At 64.7% G+C, this 16,726-nt stretch carries 17 protein-coding genes; 2 read left to right on the top strand and 15 right to left on the bottom strand.

The window, feature by feature from the left end:
* Nucleotides 1-75: 75 nt before the first annotated feature.
* The 12 genes from iscX to BMI01S_RS08675 all read right to left on the bottom strand — a co-directional run bounded on the left by iscX (nucleotide 76) and on the right by BMI01S_RS08675 (nucleotide 9,665).
* Nucleotides 76-273, bottom strand: a complete 198-nt coding sequence (gene iscX, locus BMI01S_RS08730) for a Fe-S cluster assembly protein IscX (protein ID WP_028210063.1) — start codon at nucleotides 271-273, stop codon at nucleotides 76-78.
* Nucleotides 274-296: 23 nt separating this feature from the next.
* On the bottom strand, nucleotides 297-638 hold the full coding sequence (gene fdx, locus BMI01S_RS08725; protein WP_028210064.1) for an ISC system 2Fe-2S type ferredoxin: 342 nt from the start codon (nucleotides 636-638) through the stop codon (nucleotides 297-299).
* Nucleotides 639-787: 149 nt separating this feature from the next.
* Entirely contained in the window at nucleotides 788-2,659 is a 1,872-nt protein-coding gene (gene hscA / locus BMI01S_RS08720; RefSeq protein WP_028210065.1) for a Fe-S protein assembly chaperone HscA, read from the bottom strand.
* A gap of 63 nt (nucleotides 2,660-2,722) precedes the next feature.
* Nucleotides 2,723-3,271, bottom strand: coding sequence for a Fe-S protein assembly co-chaperone HscB (hscB, locus tag BMI01S_RS08715; RefSeq protein WP_028210066.1), 549 nt, complete (start codon nucleotides 3,269-3,271; stop codon nucleotides 2,723-2,725).
* A gap of 102 nt (nucleotides 3,272-3,373) precedes the next feature.
* Complete coding sequence (gene iscA, locus BMI01S_RS08710; protein WP_028210067.1) at nucleotides 3,374-3,697, bottom strand: iron-sulfur cluster assembly protein IscA; 324 nt, start codon at nucleotides 3,695-3,697, stop codon at nucleotides 3,374-3,376.
* Nucleotides 3,698-3,839: 142 nt separating this feature from the next.
* Entirely contained in the window at nucleotides 3,840-4,244 is a 405-nt protein-coding gene (gene iscU, locus BMI01S_RS08705) for a Fe-S cluster assembly scaffold IscU (RefSeq protein ID WP_028204173.1), read from the bottom strand.
* 142 nt (nucleotides 4,245-4,386) lie between these two features.
* Nucleotides 4,387-5,610, bottom strand: coding sequence for an IscS subfamily cysteine desulfurase (locus BMI01S_RS08700; RefSeq protein ID WP_028210068.1), 1,224 nt, complete (start codon nucleotides 5,608-5,610; stop codon nucleotides 4,387-4,389).
* An 84-nt stretch (nucleotides 5,611-5,694) separates the two neighbouring features.
* Nucleotides 5,695-6,228, bottom strand: coding sequence for a Fe-S cluster assembly transcriptional regulator IscR (iscR, locus tag BMI01S_RS08695; protein ID WP_028210069.1), 534 nt, complete (start codon nucleotides 6,226-6,228; stop codon nucleotides 5,695-5,697).
* A 181-nt stretch (nucleotides 6,229-6,409) separates the two neighbouring features.
* On the bottom strand, nucleotides 6,410-6,895 hold the full coding sequence (locus tag BMI01S_RS08690; protein WP_028210070.1) for a low molecular weight protein-tyrosine-phosphatase: 486 nt from the start codon (nucleotides 6,893-6,895) through the stop codon (nucleotides 6,410-6,412).
* Between the two features lie 139 nt (nucleotides 6,896-7,034).
* Nucleotides 7,035-7,265 carry a hypothetical protein gene (locus BMI01S_RS08685; protein ID WP_028210071.1) on the bottom strand — a complete coding sequence of 77 codons (231 nt, stop codon included), beginning with the start codon at nucleotides 7,263-7,265 and terminating at the stop codon, nucleotides 7,035-7,037.
* Nucleotides 7,266-7,423: 158 nt separating this feature from the next.
* A complete protein-coding gene (locus BMI01S_RS08680; RefSeq protein ID WP_042288935.1) occupies nucleotides 7,424-8,866 on the bottom strand; it encodes a lactate utilization protein B in 1,443 nt (480 codons plus the stop codon).
* Between the two features lie 76 nt (nucleotides 8,867-8,942).
* Nucleotides 8,943-9,665: a (Fe-S)-binding protein gene (locus BMI01S_RS08675; protein WP_028210072.1), complete on the bottom strand. Its 723-nt coding sequence runs from the start codon at nucleotides 9,663-9,665 to the stop codon at nucleotides 8,943-8,945.
* A 188-nt stretch (nucleotides 9,666-9,853) separates the two neighbouring features.
* Between BMI01S_RS08675 and BMI01S_RS08670 the strand changes: the two genes are divergently transcribed.
* Complete coding sequence (locus BMI01S_RS08670; RefSeq protein ID WP_028210073.1) at nucleotides 9,854-10,654, top strand: IclR family transcriptional regulator; 801 nt, start codon at nucleotides 9,854-9,856, stop codon at nucleotides 10,652-10,654.
* A 153-nt stretch (nucleotides 10,655-10,807) separates the two neighbouring features.
* Here the strand turns inward: BMI01S_RS08670 and pbpG are convergent, their stop codons facing one another.
* Nucleotides 10,808-11,986 (bottom strand): D-alanyl-D-alanine endopeptidase, encoded by a 1,179-nt coding sequence (gene pbpG, locus BMI01S_RS08665; protein WP_028210074.1) that lies wholly within the window; start codon nucleotides 11,984-11,986, stop codon nucleotides 10,808-10,810.
* Nucleotides 11,987-12,667: 681 nt separating this feature from the next.
* Here pbpG and BMI01S_RS08660 point away from each other — a divergent pair.
* The gene (locus tag BMI01S_RS08660) at nucleotides 12,668-13,243 is read left to right on the top strand and encodes a phasin family protein (RefSeq protein ID WP_028210075.1); all 576 of its coding nucleotides are present in this window, start codon (nucleotides 12,668-12,670) and stop codon (nucleotides 13,241-13,243) included.
* 253 nt (nucleotides 13,244-13,496) lie between these two features.
* On the opposite strand, the gene lpdA is transcribed toward BMI01S_RS08660, so the two are convergent.
* Nucleotides 13,497-15,263: a dihydrolipoyl dehydrogenase gene (lpdA, locus tag BMI01S_RS08655; RefSeq protein WP_028210076.1), complete on the bottom strand. Its 1,767-nt coding sequence runs from the start codon at nucleotides 15,261-15,263 to the stop codon at nucleotides 13,497-13,499.
* Between the two features lie 91 nt (nucleotides 15,264-15,354).
* A partial coding sequence (gene aceF, locus BMI01S_RS08650; RefSeq protein ID WP_042288929.1) for a dihydrolipoyllysine-residue acetyltransferase occupies nucleotides 15,355-16,726 on the bottom strand: 1,372 nt, incomplete at its 5' end.

Here is a 16,726-nt window from a genome sequence, read left to right as displayed (position 1 = left end):
GTAGCCGAACAAAAAAGGCGATTCGCCGTACTAGCGAATCGCCTTTCTCGTTGACTTCGTGACAAACGCCGCGAATCAATAGCCGGCTTCTTCGATCCACGCGGCCTGGATCGCTTCCAGGATCTTCTCGTTGGAGCGCTCGGGGTTGTCCTCGAAACCGTCGAGTTCCGTGATCCAGCGGTGCAGATCGGTGAAGCGCACGTACTGCGGATCGACCTCTGGATGGGTGTCCGTCAACGCCATCGCGATGTCCTGTGTATCGGTCCATTTCATGGCTGCCCGCTCCTCTTTGTGGCTCAGTGGTTTTCCTTCGCATGGTTGATCGAGTAACGCGGAATCTCGACCACCAGGTCGTCGTTCTCAGGCACGAGGGCCTGGCACGACAGCCGCGACGTCGGCTCGAGTCCCCATGCCTTGTCGAGCAGATCGTCTTCGTCTTCCTCCGACGGCTCGAGCGCCTCGAAGCCTTCGCGCACGATGATGTGACACGTCGTGCAGGCGCACGACTTCTCGCATGCGTGCTCGATTTCGATGCCGTGTTCGAGCAGCGCGTCGCACACGCTCTCACCCGGCTTGGCGTCGATGACGGCGCCCTCAGGGCACAGTTCGACATGGGGCAGCACCACGATTTGAGGCATTGTGATTTCCGTATCCAATAACTTTTCATCTCGGGCGCATGCCCCGCCTGCGACGGCGGCATGTGCCCATTCTACTGGCGCGGCGCGCTCGCCTGCATCGGGAAAGCACGCACGCGAGCGGCGTTCATCAACGCCGCGTGTGGGTGTCTTTAGCCGATCTCGTCGAGCTTCTTGCCCGCCAGCGCGCGCTTGATGCCCTTGTCCATGCGGCGCGCGGCGAACTCGTCGGTGCCTTCGGAAAGCGCCTTCGTTGCCGCTTCGATCGCGCCGGCGTCCTCGCCCTGCGCGACCTGCGCGAGCGCGGCGATCAGCGTGTCGACCTGCGCGCGTTCGGCTGCGTCGAGCAGTTCGCCGTCCACGCCGAGCGCGGCGTTCGTCGCTTCGATGATGCGCTGCGCCTCGACCTGCGCCTCGCGCAGCGCGCGGGCGCGCATGTCGACTTCGGCGGTCTTGAAGCTGTCTTCGAGCATGCGGGCCACGTCGTCGTCGGCGAGACCGTAGGACGGCTTCACCACCACCGAGGCTTCCACCCCCGAATGCTGCTCGCGCGCGAACACGGACAAGAGACCATCGGCGTCTACCTGGTAAGTCACGCGAATGCGCGCCGCGCCGGCCGCCATCGGCGGTATGCCGCGCAGCTCGAAGCGCGCGAGCGAGCGGCAGTCGGCCACGAGCTCGCGCTCGCCCTGCACCACGTGGATCGCCATGGCCGTCTGGCCGTCCTTGAACGTCGTGAAGTCCTGCGCGCGCGCGACCGGGATGGTCGAATTGCGTGGAATGATCTTCTCGACGAGGCCACCCATCGTCTCGACGCCGAGCGAGAGCGGGATGACGTCGAGCAGCAGCCAGTCGTCGTCGCCGCCGCGGTTGCCCGCGAGCAGGTCGGCCTGGATCGCGGCGCCAAGCGCGACGACCTGGTCCGGGTCGAGATTCGTGAGCGGCGCCTGGCCGAAGAACTGCGCCACGGCGCGGCGGATCACCGGCATGCGCGTCGCGCCGCCCACCAGCACCACGCCCTTCACATCCTTTGCGGCGACTTTTGCGTCCCGCAGCGCCTTCCTCGTGGGCGTGAGCGTGCGCTGCACGAGCGCCTGCGTCAGCGCTTCGAAGCGCGGCTCGTCGATCGTCAGGGCGATCTGTTTGCCGTTCGAGAGCGTCGCATCGATGCGCGCTTCGGGCGCGAACGAGAGTGCTTCCTTCGCGTCACGCACGCGGTCGAGCAGGAGGCGCACGTCTTCGGGCGCGAGCGTCGCGCGTTCGATGCCCGACTGCTCCAGCGCGTACGCAAAGAGCGCATGATCGAAATCGTCGCCGCCGAGCGCCGAGTCGCCGCCGGCCGCCAGCACTTCGAACACGCCTTTCGTGAGCTTGAGAATCGACAGATCGAACGTGCCGCCGCCGAGGTCGTAGACGGCATAAAGGCCTTCGGCGCCGTTGTCGAGCCCGTAGGCGATCGCCGCTGCGGTCGGCTCGTTGAGCAAGCGCAGCACGTTCAGGCCCGCGAGACGCGCGGCGTCCTTGGTCGCCTGGCGCTGGGCTTCGTCGAAGTACGCGGGCACGGTGATCACCGCGCCGACGAGTTCGTCGCCGAGCGTGTCTTCGGCGCGCTGGCGCAGCGTCGCGAGAATTTCCGCAGAGACTTCGACGGGGCTCTTCACGCCATCGGCGGTCTGGATCTGCACCATGCCCGGCGCGTCGACGAAGTCGTAAGGCGCGTTCGCCGCGCCTTCGACGTCGGCTTTGCCGCGGCCCATGAAGCGCTTGACCGAGACGATGGTGTTGCGCGGATCGGTGGCGGCCTCAGCCTTCGCCGTGCGGCCGATGCGGCGGCCGCCGTTCGCGAGATAGCGCACGACCGAGGGCAGCAGCACGTGCCCGTCTTCGTCGGGCAGCACGTCGGGCACGCCGCTGCGCACCGCGGCGACCAGCGAGTTCGTCGTGCCGAGGTCGATGCCGACGGCGAGTCGCCGCTGATGCGGCGCCGGCGCCATGCCGGGTTCGGAGATTTGCAGTAAGGCCATCTGTGTGATCTGCTTGTTAACCTGGGTTGGGCGCGAGCGCCCGATATCCGTTTCAGCCGGGGTTCAGCCTTCGAGCCGCTCGATCTGCGAGTCGATCTCGCCCGCCACGCGTTCGATGAACATGAGCTGGCGCACCGCCTCGGCCGCAGGCTGGTTCGAACCGCTGTCGAGCAGCGCCGCGAGCTTCGTGAAGCGCACGCGTTCGTCGTCGCGCAGCTCGCTCGCGAGCGCGTCGAGCGCGTCGATATTCTTCGCGCCGACCGCGTCTTCGATCGCCTCGCGCCACTCCATCTGCTGCATGAGGAACGCGGGCTCCATCGCCGTGTTGTTCTCCGCGCCGACGTCGATCCCGCGCAGATGCAGCAGATACTTCGCGCGTTTGAGCGGATCGCGCAGGGTCTGGTACGCCTCGTTCGTACGCGTCGCCCATTGCATGGCGATGCGCTTTTGCGCCTCGCCGGCGGCGGCGAAGCGGTCGGGATGCACTTGCGCCTGCACCGTGCGGTACGCGTGATCGAGCGCGTTCGCGTCGATCTCGAACCGCTCTGGCAAACCGAACAGCACGAAGTGGCTATCGGAGAGCGAGCGCGAAGGCGTGGAAGGCGTGGTCATCGGCTGGAATGTTCGGGTGGGGCTATCAGGGCTATCAGGCCTGTCAGGGCCATCAAAATCAAAAAGGCGGCACAGGCCGCCTTTTCACCGCTCTGCGCGGGCTCAAACGCGGAAGGACTCGCCGCAGCCGCACTCGTCCTTCACATTCGGGTTGTTGAACCGGAAGCCTTCGTTCAGGCCTTCGCGCACGAAGTCCAGCTGCGTGCCGTCGATATAGGCGAGGCTCTTCGGATCGACGATCACCTTCACGCCGTGGCTCTCGAAAACATTGTCCTCGGGCGCGAGCTCGTCGACGTACTCGAGCTTGTACGCAAGGCCCGAGCAGCCCGTCGTGCGCACGCCGAGGCGCAGGCCCACGCCCTTGCCGCGACGGGTCAGGTACTTCTGCACGTGCTGTGCCGCTTTTTCTGTCAACGTAATTGCCATAGCATCTTCGCCGCGCCCCGCGCCGCCCGGTCGGGCTTTCGCCTTACCTTGCGTCGCGACGCAACCCTGCTGCATCCAAAATCGTTAGTCCTGCGACGCCACGCCTCGTCGGCCGGCGCCGTCCCGCCTCAACACCGCGCGCTTACGCTGCGTCGGCCTTTGCTTCCGTCGTATGACGCTGGCGATAGTCGGCGACCGCTGCCTTGATCGCATCTTCCGCGAGAATCGAGCAGTGGATCTTCACCGGCGGCAGCGCCAGCTCTTCGGCGATCTGCGTGTTCTTGATGTCGAGCGCCTGGTCGAGTGTCTTGCCCTTCACCCACTCGGTCACGAGCGAGCTCGATGCGATCGCCGAGCCGCAACCGTAGGTCTTGAACTTCGCGTCTTCGATCACGCCGTCCGCGCCCACGCGGATCTGCAGCTTCATCACGTCGCCGCATGCCGGCGCGCCGACCATGCCGGTGCCCACCGCGTCGTCGTCTTTCGAGAACGAGCCGACGTTGCGCGGGTTTTCGTAGTGGTCCAGAACCTTGTCGCTATATGCCATGATCACACTCCTTCAATTCGTTGGCCGCGCTGCATGTTCGATGCGCTGCGGCCGGTTCGTTATTCGCTGCTGACTGCGCCACTGTCGCCTTGGTGCGGCTTCAATGCGGCGGCTTCAATGCGGTGGCTTCAATGCGGTGGCTTCAGTGCGCCGCCCACTGAATGGTCGACAGGTCGATGCCGTCCTGATGCATTTCCCACAGCGGCGAGAGCTCGCGCAGCTTGGCGATCTTCGTCTTCAGCAGATTGATGACGTAGTCGACGTCCTGTTCGGTCGTGAAGCGGCCCACCGTGAAGCGGATCGAGCTGTGCGCCAGCTCGTCGTTGCGGCCGAGCGCGCGCAGCACGTACGACGGCTCCAGCGACGCCGACGTGCACGCCGAGCCCGACGACACCGCCACGTCCTTGACCGCCATGATCAGCGACTCGCCTTCGACGAAATTGAAGCTGATGTTGAGGTTGTGCGGGACACGCTGTTCCATGTCGCCGTTCACGTAGGTTTCTTCGATTTCCTTCAGGCCGTTGAGGAGCTTGTCGCGCAGCATGCGCACCCGCTCGTTTTCGGTGGCCATCTCTTCGCGCGCGATGCGAAACGCCTCGCCCATGCCGACGATCTGGTGCGTGGCCAGCGTGCCCGAGCGCATGCCGCGCTCGTGGCCGCCACCGTGCATCTGCGCTTCGATGCGCACACGCGGCTTGCGGCGCACGTACAGCGCGCCAATGCCCTTCGGACCGTAAGTCTTGTGCGCCGAGAACGACATCAGGTCGACCTTGAGCTTTTGCAGGTCGATGGGCGCCTTGCCCGTGGATTGCGCGGCGTCCACGTGGAAAACGATGCCCTTTTCGCGGCAGATCTCGCCGATCGTCTCGATGTCCTGGATCACGCCGATCTCGTTGTTCACGTGCATCACGGAAACGAGGATCGTGTCCGGGCGCAGCGCGGCCTTGAACACGTCGAGGTCGATCAGGCCGTCGTCCTTGACGTCCAGATATGTCACTTCGTAGCCTTCGCGCTCGAGTTCGCGGCAGGTGTCGAGCACGGCCTTGTGCTCGGTCTTCACCGTGACGATGTGCTTGCCCTTGCTCTTGTAGAAGTGCGCGGCACCCTTGATCGCGAGGTTGTCCGATTCGGTCGCGCCGGAGGTCCAGATGATTTCGCGCGGGTCGGCGTTGACGAGCGCCGCGACCTGCTCGCGCGCTTCCTCGACGGCACGCTCCGCGTCCCAGCCGTAGGCGTGGCTGCGCGACGCCGGATTGCCGAACTGCTCGCGCAGATACGGGATCATCTTGTCCACCACGCGCGGGTCGACCGGGGTCGTCGCGCTGTAGTCCATGTAAATGGGCAGGTGGGGAATGTCGTTATTCATCTATCGCTCCGGGGAATCTTTTTGTGCTGCGCTGTACTGTGTATTGCGTTGCCGGCTCGTGTCGTGAACCGCTCGGGAAGGCGCTTACGAACCCGCCATGTTGAAGATCGAGTTCGGACCAAGCGGCATCGTCCTCACCGGCTCCACCGCCGGGGCCTCGGTGCGGCGGTCGCGCAGGACGGCGGGCGCCGCGCCTTCGCGGGCGCGCTGCTTGTCCACCAGGTCCTTGAGCGACACGGAATCGAGGTACTCGACCATCTTCTGGTTCAGCGTCGACCAGAGTTCGTGCGTCATGCAGTGGCCGTCGTGCTGCTTGGTGCCTTCGCAGGCGCCCTTGCCGCCGCACTGGGTGGCGTCGAGCGGTTCGTCAACGGCGATGATGATGTCCGCGACCGTGACATCCTCCGCGCGGCGCGCGAGGTTGTACCCGCCGCCCGGCCCGCGGACCGATTCGACGATTTCGTGACGGCGGAGCTTGCCGAACAGCTGTTCGAGGTACGACAGCGAAATATGCTGGCGCTGGCTGATACCCGCAAGCGTCACCGGGCCCTGCTCCTGGCGCAGGGCCAGGTCGATCATCGCCGTGACGGCGAAACGGCCTTTGGTGGTGAGTCTCATGATGTATGGGAACCGCAATTCTCGACAATTTTCGTCAAGTATAAATACATGACTAGTTTAGTCAAGTATCCGCATCGCGATTTGGGGTTATTACGTGTGTTGCGACCAGGGAAAATGGCGCGTTTTCTACGGCTGGCCAAATCTGGCCGCATCTGCCCGAATCTGGCAGATTGCGCGCCGCTCATTCAACCATCAGTTGCGGACGCAGTGCGGCCAGCAGGCCCGCGCAGGCTGTCTCGCACTGATCAAGCACCGTTTCGAAGCCCGCGTCGCCGCCGAAATAAGGGTCGACAACCACGCGCGCTTCGGCCTGCGGCGCGAATTCCATCAGCAGGCGGATCTTGTCGCGCTCCGCAGCGGGACAGATGCCCTGCAGCGCTACGACATTGGCCTCGTCCATCGCCACGATCAGATCGAAGCGCCGAAAATCCTCTTCGGCAATCTGCCGCGCACGCAGCGGCGCGAGATCGTAGCCCCGCTGACCGCCCGCACGCTGGGCGCGCTCATCGGGCGCCTCGCCGATGTGCCAGTCGCCCGTGCCAGCAGAATCGACTTCGAGGTGTTCCGTCAGTCCCGCTTCGTCGACGAGACGCCGCATCACGGCCTCCGCGGTGGGCGAGCGGCAGATGTTGCCAAGACAAACGAAGCAGACAGAAACCGTTTTCATTGCTGGGACGCTGGAGCGGCGGCCGGCACACAGCGCGCGTCGGCGAGTCGCCAATTATACAAAGGGCAACAATTATGCGCGGCGCGGCCGGTAGGCACGCCGACTCGCAGCGCCCCGGCAGCGTTGCGCGAGCGGTTCATCAGATCGCGTTCGACTGCGGCAGCCCCGCAGCGCCGGTCATCGCCTTCACGGGCGTCTTGCCGTCGCTGCCTACGAGGCCGTACGACACGGCGCGCGCGAGCTCGGCCGTGAACTGTCCGGCGGCGAGGGGCATTTGCTGCTCCGCGGTTTTCCACGCATGGATCCACGCGATCGCCGCGAGCGGCACGATGAGCGCCAGTGGCCAGTACACCGTTATTTTCTTTCTCATGATGCGACTCTCTATCGACTGTTGGGCGAAGAGCACGAGCGCACTATCGCCAGTCGAGATGATATAGAGAGTCGCAATCAGGAAAAACCCGCGCGGCACGAACACACTGTTGCGCCCGGCTAAATAGTCTGCGAACAACGCTTGACTATCACGGGAGGTCAAGCTTCGTCGGCGCGCCTGGACCTGGTCGTGTCGAGATGCGTGTTCCGGGCCGCATACAACTCGCGGAACGTGCGGCCAACCGGGGCAGGCATGTCGCGGCCGTTTGTCCAGCCGCGCGCGAACGGCAGCTTGCGGATGAGCCGCGCCTGCCCGCCCATGCGCTCCAGGATCCGGACGCCCAGGCGTGTGACGAGCCCATAGGCGCCCGGATGCAGCGCGAGCCAGCCCCACGCGGCCAGTGCAGCGCGTTCCCGCCAGGGGCGCAGATGGCGCTCGGTTTGTTTCTCGCGCAGCTTGCGCAAAAGATCCGAAAGCGGAATGCCGACCGGGCAGACGCTGTTGCATTCACCGCAGAGCGTCGCCGCCTGCGGCAGATCGAGGGCCTGGTCGATACCGACGTAGCTCGGCGTGAGCACGGAGCCCATCGGCCCCGGATAAACCCAGCCATAGGCATGGCCACCCACCTTTTGATAGACCGGGCAATGGTTCATGCAGGCGCCGCAACGGATGCAGCGCAGCATCTCCTGGAACTCGCCGCCGATGAGGCCAATGCGGCCGCCGTCCACGAGCACGACATACATGTGCTCGGGGCCGTCCAGGTCGTCGGGCCCGCGCGGCCCGGACAGCACCGAAAAGTAATTCGACGTGGCCTGCCCCGTCGCCGAGCGCGGCAGCAGGCGCATGGCGGTAGCGAGATCTTCGAGCGTGGGGAGCACCTTCTCGATGCCGGTGACCGCCACGTGCACGCGCGGCATCACGGTGCACATGCCCTCGTTGCCCTCGTTCGTCACCAGCACCACCGAGCCCGTTTCCGCGACGAGAAAGTTGCCGCCCGTCACCCCCATGTCGGCCGAGAGAAAGTGCGGGCGAAGCACTTCGCGCGCCTCGCGCGTCATGTCGGGGATTTCGGTCAGGCGCGGCTTGCCGTGCGTCCTGGCAAAGAGCCCGGCGATCTCGTCCTTGTCCTTGTGGACGACGGGCGCAATGATGTGGCTGGGCGGCTCGTTGTCGTTGATCTGCAGGATGTACTCGCCCAGGTCGGTCTCGATGGACTGCACGCCCATTTCCGCCAGCACCGCGTTGAGCCGCATTTCCTCGGAGACCATCGACTTCGTCTTGATCACCTTGCGCACGTCGTGCCGGCGCGCAATGTCCGCGACCAGCTTCGCGGCGTCGCGCGCCGTTTCCGCATAGAGCACGGTCACGCCCCGCCGCGTGGCCTCGGTCTCGAACTGCTCGAGCCAGACATCGAGGTTTTCGAGCGCGCGATTGCGGCGAGCCTTGAGCGCCGCGCGCGTGGCTGGAAAGTCGATTGCCGTGATGGCCTCGGCGCGCGCGGAAACGAACTTCGTCGAGAGTTTCTTGAGGTTCTGCTGCAGACGCTGGTCGGCCAGCTTCTGGCCGGCGCGCGCCTTGAACTGCATCGATTGGACTTGCATGGTGTCAGCGCAATGGTGGGCGGGTTCGGGCGAGGCGTGACGAATGGGCGAGGAATCGGCGACGACGAGCGGCGCGTCAAACGTCGCCGGCCAGCACCTGCGCGATGTGCAGCACGCGCGTGGCGGTGTCCCCGTTGCGGCGCAAACGACCTTCGATGTTCAGCATGCAGCCGAGGTCGCCGAGCACCACGGCGCCCGTACCGGTCGCCGCTACATTCGCGCATTTTTCGTCTGCAATGGCCGTCGAGATATCGCCGTATTTCACGGCAAAGGTGCCGCCGAAGCCGCAGCAATGCTCGCAGTCCTTCATTTCCCGCACTTCCACGCCGCGCTGGGCGAGCAGCGCGCGCGGCTGTTCCTTCACTCCGAGTTCGCGCAGGCCGGAACACGAATCGTGATAAGTCACGGGGCCGTTGAACTCCCCTTGGGGCAGCGCGACCTTCGCGACATTGACGAGGAAATCCGTGAGTTCATACACGCGCTCGCGCAGCTTGCCGTAACGCGCCATCAATTCTGGATCGTCCCGGAACAGGTCGCCGTAGTGCACTCGGACCATGCCGCCGCACGAGCCCGACGGCACCACCAGGTAGTCGAACTGCTCGAATTCGCGCAGTGTCTTTTCCGCGAGATCACGAGCGATCGCCCGCTCCCCCGAGTTATAGGCCGGCTGACCGCAGCAGGTTTGCGCGGGCGGCACGATGACCTCGTAGCCCGCATCTTCGAGCAGCTTCAGCGTCGAAAAGCCAATTTCAGGGCGCATCGTGTCGATGAGGCAGGTGACGAACAGACCGACTCGCATGGGAACTCCTCGTGAAAACCGTCCCCGATTATCCGCTGTTTCGCCGCCGTCACCAACGCGGGCCTGGGCTGCCTGGCCGGCTAAATATATTCCGCACTGCAGCGCACATCGGCCGCCAAGCGCTTACTTTTTTCACAATACGAGATACAATGCCTTTTCCGCCTCACGCGTCAAACGAATCTGAACCCATGAGCGACACCCATCCAGATCCGAAGACCTCGATTCAGGTGATCGAGCGCATGATGCGCCTGCTGGACGCGCTGGCCGCGCATAGCGACCCTGTGAGCCTGAAGGAACTTGCGCAACGCACCGAACTGCATCCTTCGACAGCGCACCGCATCCTCAACGACATGGTGAGTTGCCGTCTCGTCGACCGTTCCGATCCCGGCACGTACCGGCTCGGCATGCGCCTGCTCGAACTCGGCAACCTCGTGAAAGCGCGACTGTCCGTGCGCGACGCGGCGCTCACGCCCATGCGCGAACTGCACCGCCTCACGGGCCAGACCGTCAACCTTTCCGTGCGCCAGGGCGACGAGATCGTCTATATAGAACGCGCTTACTCGGAGCGTTCGGGCATGCAGGTGGTGCGCGCGATCGGCGGACGCGCCCCGTTGCACCTCACGTCGGTGGGCAAGCTCTTCCTCGCCGCCGACGAGGCGAACCGCGTGCGAGCCTACGCCACGCGTACCGGCCTGTCGGGCCATACGCGCAACAGCATTACCGATCTGGGCCGCCTCGAGCGCGAACTCGCTCATGTGCGCCAGCAATTCTGCGCACGCGATAACGAAGAACTCGAACTGGGCGTTCGCTGCATCGCGGCGGGTATTTACGACGACACCGGCAAACTGGTGGCGGGCCTTTCGCTTTCGGCCCCGGCCGATCGCCTGCAGGATTCGTGGCTCGGCCAGTTGAGCAAGACTGCGCTCACCATTTCGGAGTCGCTCGGCTACCACCCGGAGCCCGCCGAAGGTAACGCCCAGCCCGCCTGAAGCTCGCCAGGACCGCCGTCCAGAGCCGCTTACGGAAACGAACGGAGCGGCAACCTCTCAAAGCAAAACGCCCCGCGATTGCGGGGCGTTTTCGTTGCGGTGCGAAACCAGTCCGCAACTCGCGCATCGGCACGCTGTGTGCCGGACTACCGCTCAGGTGCCGGGACCGCTTGCATCCGCACTCGTGATACGCGGCTGCTGGTCGGCGCCGCCATTGTCGAGCCATGTACGCACGCGCGTAGCATCCGCGAAGCGCGAGTACTTGCCGCTCGAATCGAGCAGCACCATGATCACCGGACGATTGTGGATCGTGGATTGCATGACGAGGCACTCACCGGCTTCGTTGATGAAGCCGGTCTTCTGGAGGCCGATGTCCCACGAGGCGTTGCGCACCAGCGCGTTCGTGCTGTTGTAGGCAAGATTGCGCTTGCCCGTGAACACGTCGTAGCTGCGGTCGGTCGAGAACTGGCGAATCATCGGGTATTGGTAAGCCGCGTTCACCATCTTCACGAGATCCCGTGCGGTGGCGACGTTGCGGCTCGTCAGACCCGTGGAATTCTCGAAGTGCGTATCGGTCATGCCGAGCTGCTTCGCCTTCGCGTTCATCGCCGCGATGAACGCCGGACGGCCACCCGGGTAGTAGCGCGAGAGCGCCGCCGCCGCGCGGTTTTCCGAGGCCATCAACGCGATGTGCAGCATGTCTTCACGCGAAAGCACCGAACCCACCGAGAGACGCGAACCCGTGTTCTTCTCGTAATCGCGGTCTTCATCGGTCACTTCGATCGATTCCGAGAGGGGCGCCTTGGAATCGAGCACGACCATGGCGGTCATCAGCTTCGTGATCGAGGCGATCGGCACAACCGCATGCGAATTCTTGTCGAAGAGCGGCTCGAGCGTGTTCTGGTCGACCACGTAGGCCACACCCGAACGCAGCATCAGCGAGTCGGGCGTCTCGTGCAGGCCGAAGGCCTGGCCGACCGTCGGCTGGCGCGGCTCGAACGCCACGCGGCGCATCGCCGAATGATGGCGACCGTTCATCGTGTAGGTGACGCGGCGTTTTTTCGCCACCGGGCGCGCAACGTCTTCCTTCGAGGCGGCGCTGCGGGTTGTGGCCGCCTGGTTGCCGGCCGTTGCCGGCTCGGCCTTCGCAACCTTCTTGCTGGCTTTCTTCGCCTTGGCCGTTTTGGCCGGCGCGGCGTCTTGCGACGCAGCAAAGGCGCCTTCGGGCGCCACGAGCGTCGCACCGATGGCGACGGACACAGCAACCGACAACGCGGCGCTGATGACCGACGACGGCATCAGTGAGAACGACAGGAGCTTGTCGGATTTCATTGGTGTTCTTGATGGAGCGGCGGGATCGTTCGCCAAGTGTAGTAAAACCACAAAAAATTCGCAAATTGAAGCACTTATCGGCGCTCATTAAACCGAAATATGACCTTCGATTGAGCAGATCAATGCACTTCCCGCGTTCGATTGCGTTCGATGGAGGCAGACAATCCCCCCGCCACGACGCCGCTTGCTGAGAACGCTTACGGCGCACGCAAAGTGCGCTTGCTGCGTTAACGGCGTTCGTCGTACAGAACTTGAACTGAGGAAAATGCGGATGAACCGCCTGACCACCGGTGTCGCCGTGCCGCGCGACACGCGTTCGACTGCAATAGATCATTAACGTTCCATGTAGCAATTCGGTAGACGCATTCGGTGAAATCCCGCATCTGCTTTCCCGCGAGATCAGGCGCACCTTGCAGAAAGCGGTTCTCCGCCGCGCCCCGAGCCCGCGCACTGGTTGCTGTCGCGATTGTCGCAGCCCTCCTAACCATCATGCATAAGTGTTTGTTTAATAATAATTTGTTGAGATTGTGCGACGCACCAAAAAATCTTGACTTTCTTCCGTGAGATCCTAAAATCGAGGTAATGTTGCGACGCACAACGCGAGCGACAGAGCACCAGCGTAGTGCCACTTCTTACTTCAGGCGACCCAAGAAGGCCGCCGACCAATCCAGGAGCGTAAACATGAGTCTGCTGACCCCTGAGCAATTCGCCGCTGCCCAGAAAGCCAACGTCGAAACCCTGTTCGGCCTCACCGGCAAGGCATTCGAAGGCGTGGAAAAGCTCGTCGAATTGAACCTTCAGGCTGTCCGCTCGAATCTGGCGGAAACGCAGGAACACGCCCAGCGCGCACTGTCGGTCAAGGACGCGCAGGAATTCCTGGCCCTGCAAACGAGCTATGCCCAGCCGCTGACCGAAAAGCTGCTGTCGTATGGCCGTCACGTGTATGAAATCGCCTCGGCCACCCAGGCCGAGTTTGCGAAGGTCGCCGAAGCCCACTACGAAGAGCAGAACCGCAAGGTTCAGTCGCTCGTCGATAACGTCGCGAAGAATGCGCCGGCTGGCTCGGAAACCGCGGTCGCCGTGATCAAGTCGGCCATCAACGCCGCGAACACGACCTACGAAACGGTCCACAAGGCCACGAAGCAAGCCGTGGAAATGGCCGAAAGCAACTTCAACGCCGCCACCGCCGCCGCCAGCAAGGCCGCCGCACAGGCTTCGCGCTCGGCTGCCGCTTCGGCCACCAAGAAGCCGGTCTGAACGTAGTGCGTCGAACCCGGGGCCCGCACTGAAACAGCGCGGCGCCCGATGCCGGACCTGAACGCTCCGGCATGCCTCACGGCGTGCCACTTGCCCGGTCGCCGACCGGGATTTCTTTTTACGCTCAGGCGCCTCTCGTAGCACCGGCAGGACCACGCGGCACACAGCGTTACCCCAAATGCAAACGGCGCACTCCTCGCGGAGTGCGCCGTTTCTTCATGGGCGCCGCCCGGTGAGGCGGCGCGGCACGAGCTTACTTCTTCTTTTGCGGCGGCAAGTCGGTACACACGCCTTCATACAGCTCCGCAGCCATGCCGATCGACTCGCCCAGCGTCGGGTGCGGGTGGATCGTCTTGCCGATGTCGGTCGCGTCCGCGCCCATTTCCACCGCGAGGCACACTTCGCTGATGAGGTCGCCCGCGTTCAGGCCGACGATGCCGCCGCCGATCACGCGATGCGTCTCTTCGTCGAAGATCAGCTTCGTGAAGCCCTCGTCGCGGCCGTTGGCGATCGCGCGGCCCGAAGCGGCCCACGGGAACACGGCCTTGCCGTACTTGATGCCTTCGGCCTTGCACTGGTCCTCGGTCTTGCCGGCCCACGCCACTTCCGGATCGGTGTAGGCCACCGAAGGAATCTGCAGTGCGTCGAAGTACGCCTTCTCGCCGTGCGCGGCTTCCGCCGCCACATGGCCTTCGTGCACGGCCTTATGCGCGAGCATCGGCTGCCCGACCACGTCGCCGATCGCGAAGATGTGCGGCACGTTGGTGCGCATCTGCTTGTCGACTTCGATGAAGCCGCGATCCGTCACCGCCACGCCCGCCTTGTCCGCGCCGATCTTCTTGCCGTTGGGCGAGCGGCCCACGGCCACGAGCACGAGGTCGTAGCGCTGCGCCTCGGCCGGCGCCTTCTCGCCTTCGAAGCTCACATAGATGCCGTCCTGCTTCGCCTCGGCCTTCGTGGTTTTGGTCTTGAGCATGACGTTCGCGAAGCGCTTCGCGTTGTACTTCTCCCAGACCTTCACGAGATCGCGGTCCGCACCGGCCATGAGGACGTCGAGCATTTCCACGACGTCGATCTGCGCGCCGAGCGTCGCATAGACCGTCGCCATTTCCAGCCCGATGATGCCGCCGCCGATGACGAGCATCTTCTGCGGAATCTGGCGCAACTCCAGCGCGCCGGTCGAATCGACCACGCGCGGGTCTTCCGGCATGAACGGCAGCTTCACGGCCTGCGAGCCCGCCGCGATGATCGCCTGCTTGAACCTGACGATCTTCTTGCCGCCCTCGCCCACCACTTCCATGTGGTGCGGATCGAGGAACGCGCCCACGCCCGTCACGACTTCGACCTTGCGCGCCTTGGCCATGCCGGCGAGGCCACCGGTGAGCTTCTTGACGACGCCCGACTTGAAGTCGCGCAGGCGGTCGAGATCGATTTGCGGCTTGCCGAACGTGATGCCGTGCGAGGCGAGCTCTTCGGCTTCGTCGATCACGAGCGCCGTGTGCAGCAGCGCCTTCGACGGAATGCAGCCCACGTTCAGGCAGACGCCGCCGAGCGTCGAATAACGCTCGACCAGCACGGTCTTCATGCCGAGGTCGGCGGAGCGGAACGCCGCCGAGTAGCCGCCGGGGCCCGCGCCGAGCACGAGCATGTCGCACTCGACGTCCGCGTTGCCGCTGAAACTGCCGGCCTGCGGCGCCGGCGCAGCTGCCTTCGGTGCTTCGGCGGCCTTGGGTGCTTCAGCCTTGGGCGCCTCAGCCTTCGGCGCCGGCGCCGCTGCGCCTTCCGAAGCCTCGACCAGTGCGATCACCGTGCCTTGCGACGCCTTGTCGCCGGCCTTGATCTTCACTTCCTTGACGGTGCCCGCGACATCGCTCGGCACTTCCATCGTGGCCTTGTCCGACTCGAGCGAGAGCAGCGTCTGTTCTTTCTCGATCACGTCACCGGCCTTGATGTTGACTTCGATGACGTCGATGTCCTTGAAGTCGCCGATATCCGGCACTTTCACTTCGACGAGACTCATGGTGTCCCCTTTTGGACGACCGGCCGCGCCCGCCGCGGCGCGCACGCATTCACACGTGCGGCGCCGCCAGCGTAAGCCGGTCGATGCGGTTTTACAGAATCACGCGGCGGAAATCGCCGAGGATCGAAGCGAGGTACGCGTTGAAACGCGCGGCAGCCGCGCCGTCGATCACGCGGTGGTCGTACGAGAGCGAGAGCGGCAGCGTGAGGCGCGGCACGAACTGCTTGCCGTCCCACACCGGCTTCATGGCGCTCTTCGACAGACCGAGAATCGCGACTTCCGGCGCATTGATGATCGGCGTGAAATGCGTGCCGCCGATGCCGCCGAGCGACGAGATCGAGAAGCAGCCGCCCTGCATCTGGTCGGGCTTGAGCTTGCCTTCGCGCGCGAGCTTCGAGAGGTCGGCCATTTCCTTCGCGATGTCGACGAGACCCTTCTTGTCCGCGTCGCGGATCACGGGGACGACGAGGCCGTTCGGCGTGTCGGCGGCGAAGCCGATGTGGTAGTACTGCTTGAAGACGAGGTTGTCGCCGTCGAGGCTCGCGTTGAAGGTCGGGAACTTCTTGAGCGCCGCGACGCAGGCCTTGATGACGAACGCGAGCATCGTGAATTTCACGCCTGCCTTCTCGTTCTCCTTGTTCAGCTGCACGCGCAGCGCTTCGAGCTCGGTGATGTCCGCTTCGTCGTTGTTCGTGACGTGCGGGATCATGACCCAGTTGCGGTGCAGGTTCGCGCCGGAAATCTTCTTGATGCGCGAGAGCGGCTGCGTGTCGATCGGGCCGAACTTCGTGAAGTCGACCTTCGGCCACGGCAGCAGGTTCAGGCCCGCGCCACCTGCGACGGGAGCGGCTGCAGCGCCGGCAGGCGCGGCGAGCGCGCCCGTCATCACGCCCTTCACGAACGCGGTGACGTCGTCCTGGGTAATGCGGCCCTTCGGACCCGTACCCGTCACGCGGGCGACGTCCACGCCGAGTTCGCGCGCGAACTTGCGCACCGAGGGCGAGGCATGGCTCGGACGGCGCGCGCCGCCTTCGCCAGCCGGGATGATCGGCGCCTGTGCGAGCGCCGACGGTGCGGCAGGCGCGGGCTGGGCTGCTGCCGGCGCAGGCGCGTCCGACGGCAGTTCGACGGGCTTCGCAGCCGGCGCGGCGGCCGCAGCCGAAGCACCTTCCGCTTCGACGACGACGATCTCCGTGCCTTCCGACACGTTGTCGCCGACCTTGACCAGGATTGCCTTGACGACGCCGGCCACCGGGCTCGGCACGTCCATCGTCGCCTTGTCCGATTCGAGCGTGACGAGCGACTGCTCCTTCTCGACACGGTCGCCGACCTTCACGCCGACCTCGATGACGGGCACGTCCTTATAGTCGCCGATGTCCGGCACCTTGACGGTTTGCGCGCCGCCGCCCGCGGCGGCCGGTGCAGCGGCCGGTGCCGGTGCAGCAGCAGCCGCTGCGGCAGGC

Origin of the sequence: Paraburkholderia mimosarum LMG 23256 = NBRC 106338 (assembly GCF_000739815.1) — a bacterium.
GTDB classification, from domain to species: Bacteria; Pseudomonadota; Gammaproteobacteria; order Burkholderiales; family Burkholderiaceae; genus Paraburkholderia; species Paraburkholderia mimosarum.
This window is presented reverse-complemented; position numbering and strand designations above follow the sequence as displayed.

Coding starts and splice junctions, on each gene's coding strand:
- iscX (WP_028210063.1), bottom strand. CDS start 273: ATGAAATGGACCGATACACAGGACATCGCGATGGCGTTGACGGACACC.
- fdx (WP_028210064.1), bottom strand. CDS start 638: ATGCCTCAAATCGTGGTGCTGCCCCATGTCGAACTGTGCCCTGAGGGC.
- hscA (WP_028210065.1), bottom strand. CDS start 2,659: ATGGCCTTACTGCAAATCTCCGAACCCGGCATGGCGCCGGCGCCGCAT.
- hscB (WP_028210066.1), bottom strand. CDS start 3,271: ATGACCACGCCTTCCACGCCTTCGCGCTCGCTCTCCGATAGCCACTTC.
- iscA (WP_028210067.1), bottom strand. CDS start 3,697: ATGGCAATTACGTTGACAGAAAAAGCGGCACAGCACGTGCAGAAGTAC.
- iscU (WP_028204173.1), bottom strand. CDS start 4,244: ATGGCATATAGCGACAAGGTTCTGGACCACTACGAAAACCCGCGCAAC.
- BMI01S_RS08700 (WP_028210068.1), bottom strand. CDS start 5,610: ATGAATAACGACATTCCCCACCTGCCCATTTACATGGACTACAGCGCG.
- iscR (WP_028210069.1), bottom strand. CDS start 6,228: ATGAGACTCACCACCAAAGGCCGTTTCGCCGTCACGGCGATGATCGAC.
- BMI01S_RS08690 (WP_028210070.1), bottom strand. CDS start 6,895: ATGAAAACGGTTTCTGTCTGCTTCGTTTGTCTTGGCAACATCTGCCGC.
- BMI01S_RS08685 (WP_028210071.1), bottom strand. CDS start 7,265: ATGAGAAAGAAAATAACGGTGTACTGGCCACTGGCGCTCATCGTGCCG.
- BMI01S_RS08680 (WP_042288935.1), bottom strand. CDS start 8,866: ATGCAAGTCCAATCGATGCAGTTCAAGGCGCGCGCCGGCCAGAAGCTG.
- BMI01S_RS08675 (WP_028210072.1), bottom strand. CDS start 9,665: ATGCGAGTCGGTCTGTTCGTCACCTGCCTCATCGACACGATGCGCCCT.
- BMI01S_RS08670 (WP_028210073.1), top strand. CDS start 9,854: ATGAGCGACACCCATCCAGATCCGAAGACCTCGATTCAGGTGATCGAG.
- pbpG (WP_028210074.1), bottom strand. CDS start 11,986: ATGAAATCCGACAAGCTCCTGTCGTTCTCACTGATGCCGTCGTCGGTC.
- BMI01S_RS08660 (WP_028210075.1), top strand. CDS start 12,668: ATGAGTCTGCTGACCCCTGAGCAATTCGCCGCTGCCCAGAAAGCCAAC.
- lpdA (WP_028210076.1), bottom strand. CDS start 15,263: ATGAGTCTCGTCGAAGTGAAAGTGCCGGATATCGGCGACTTCAAGGAC.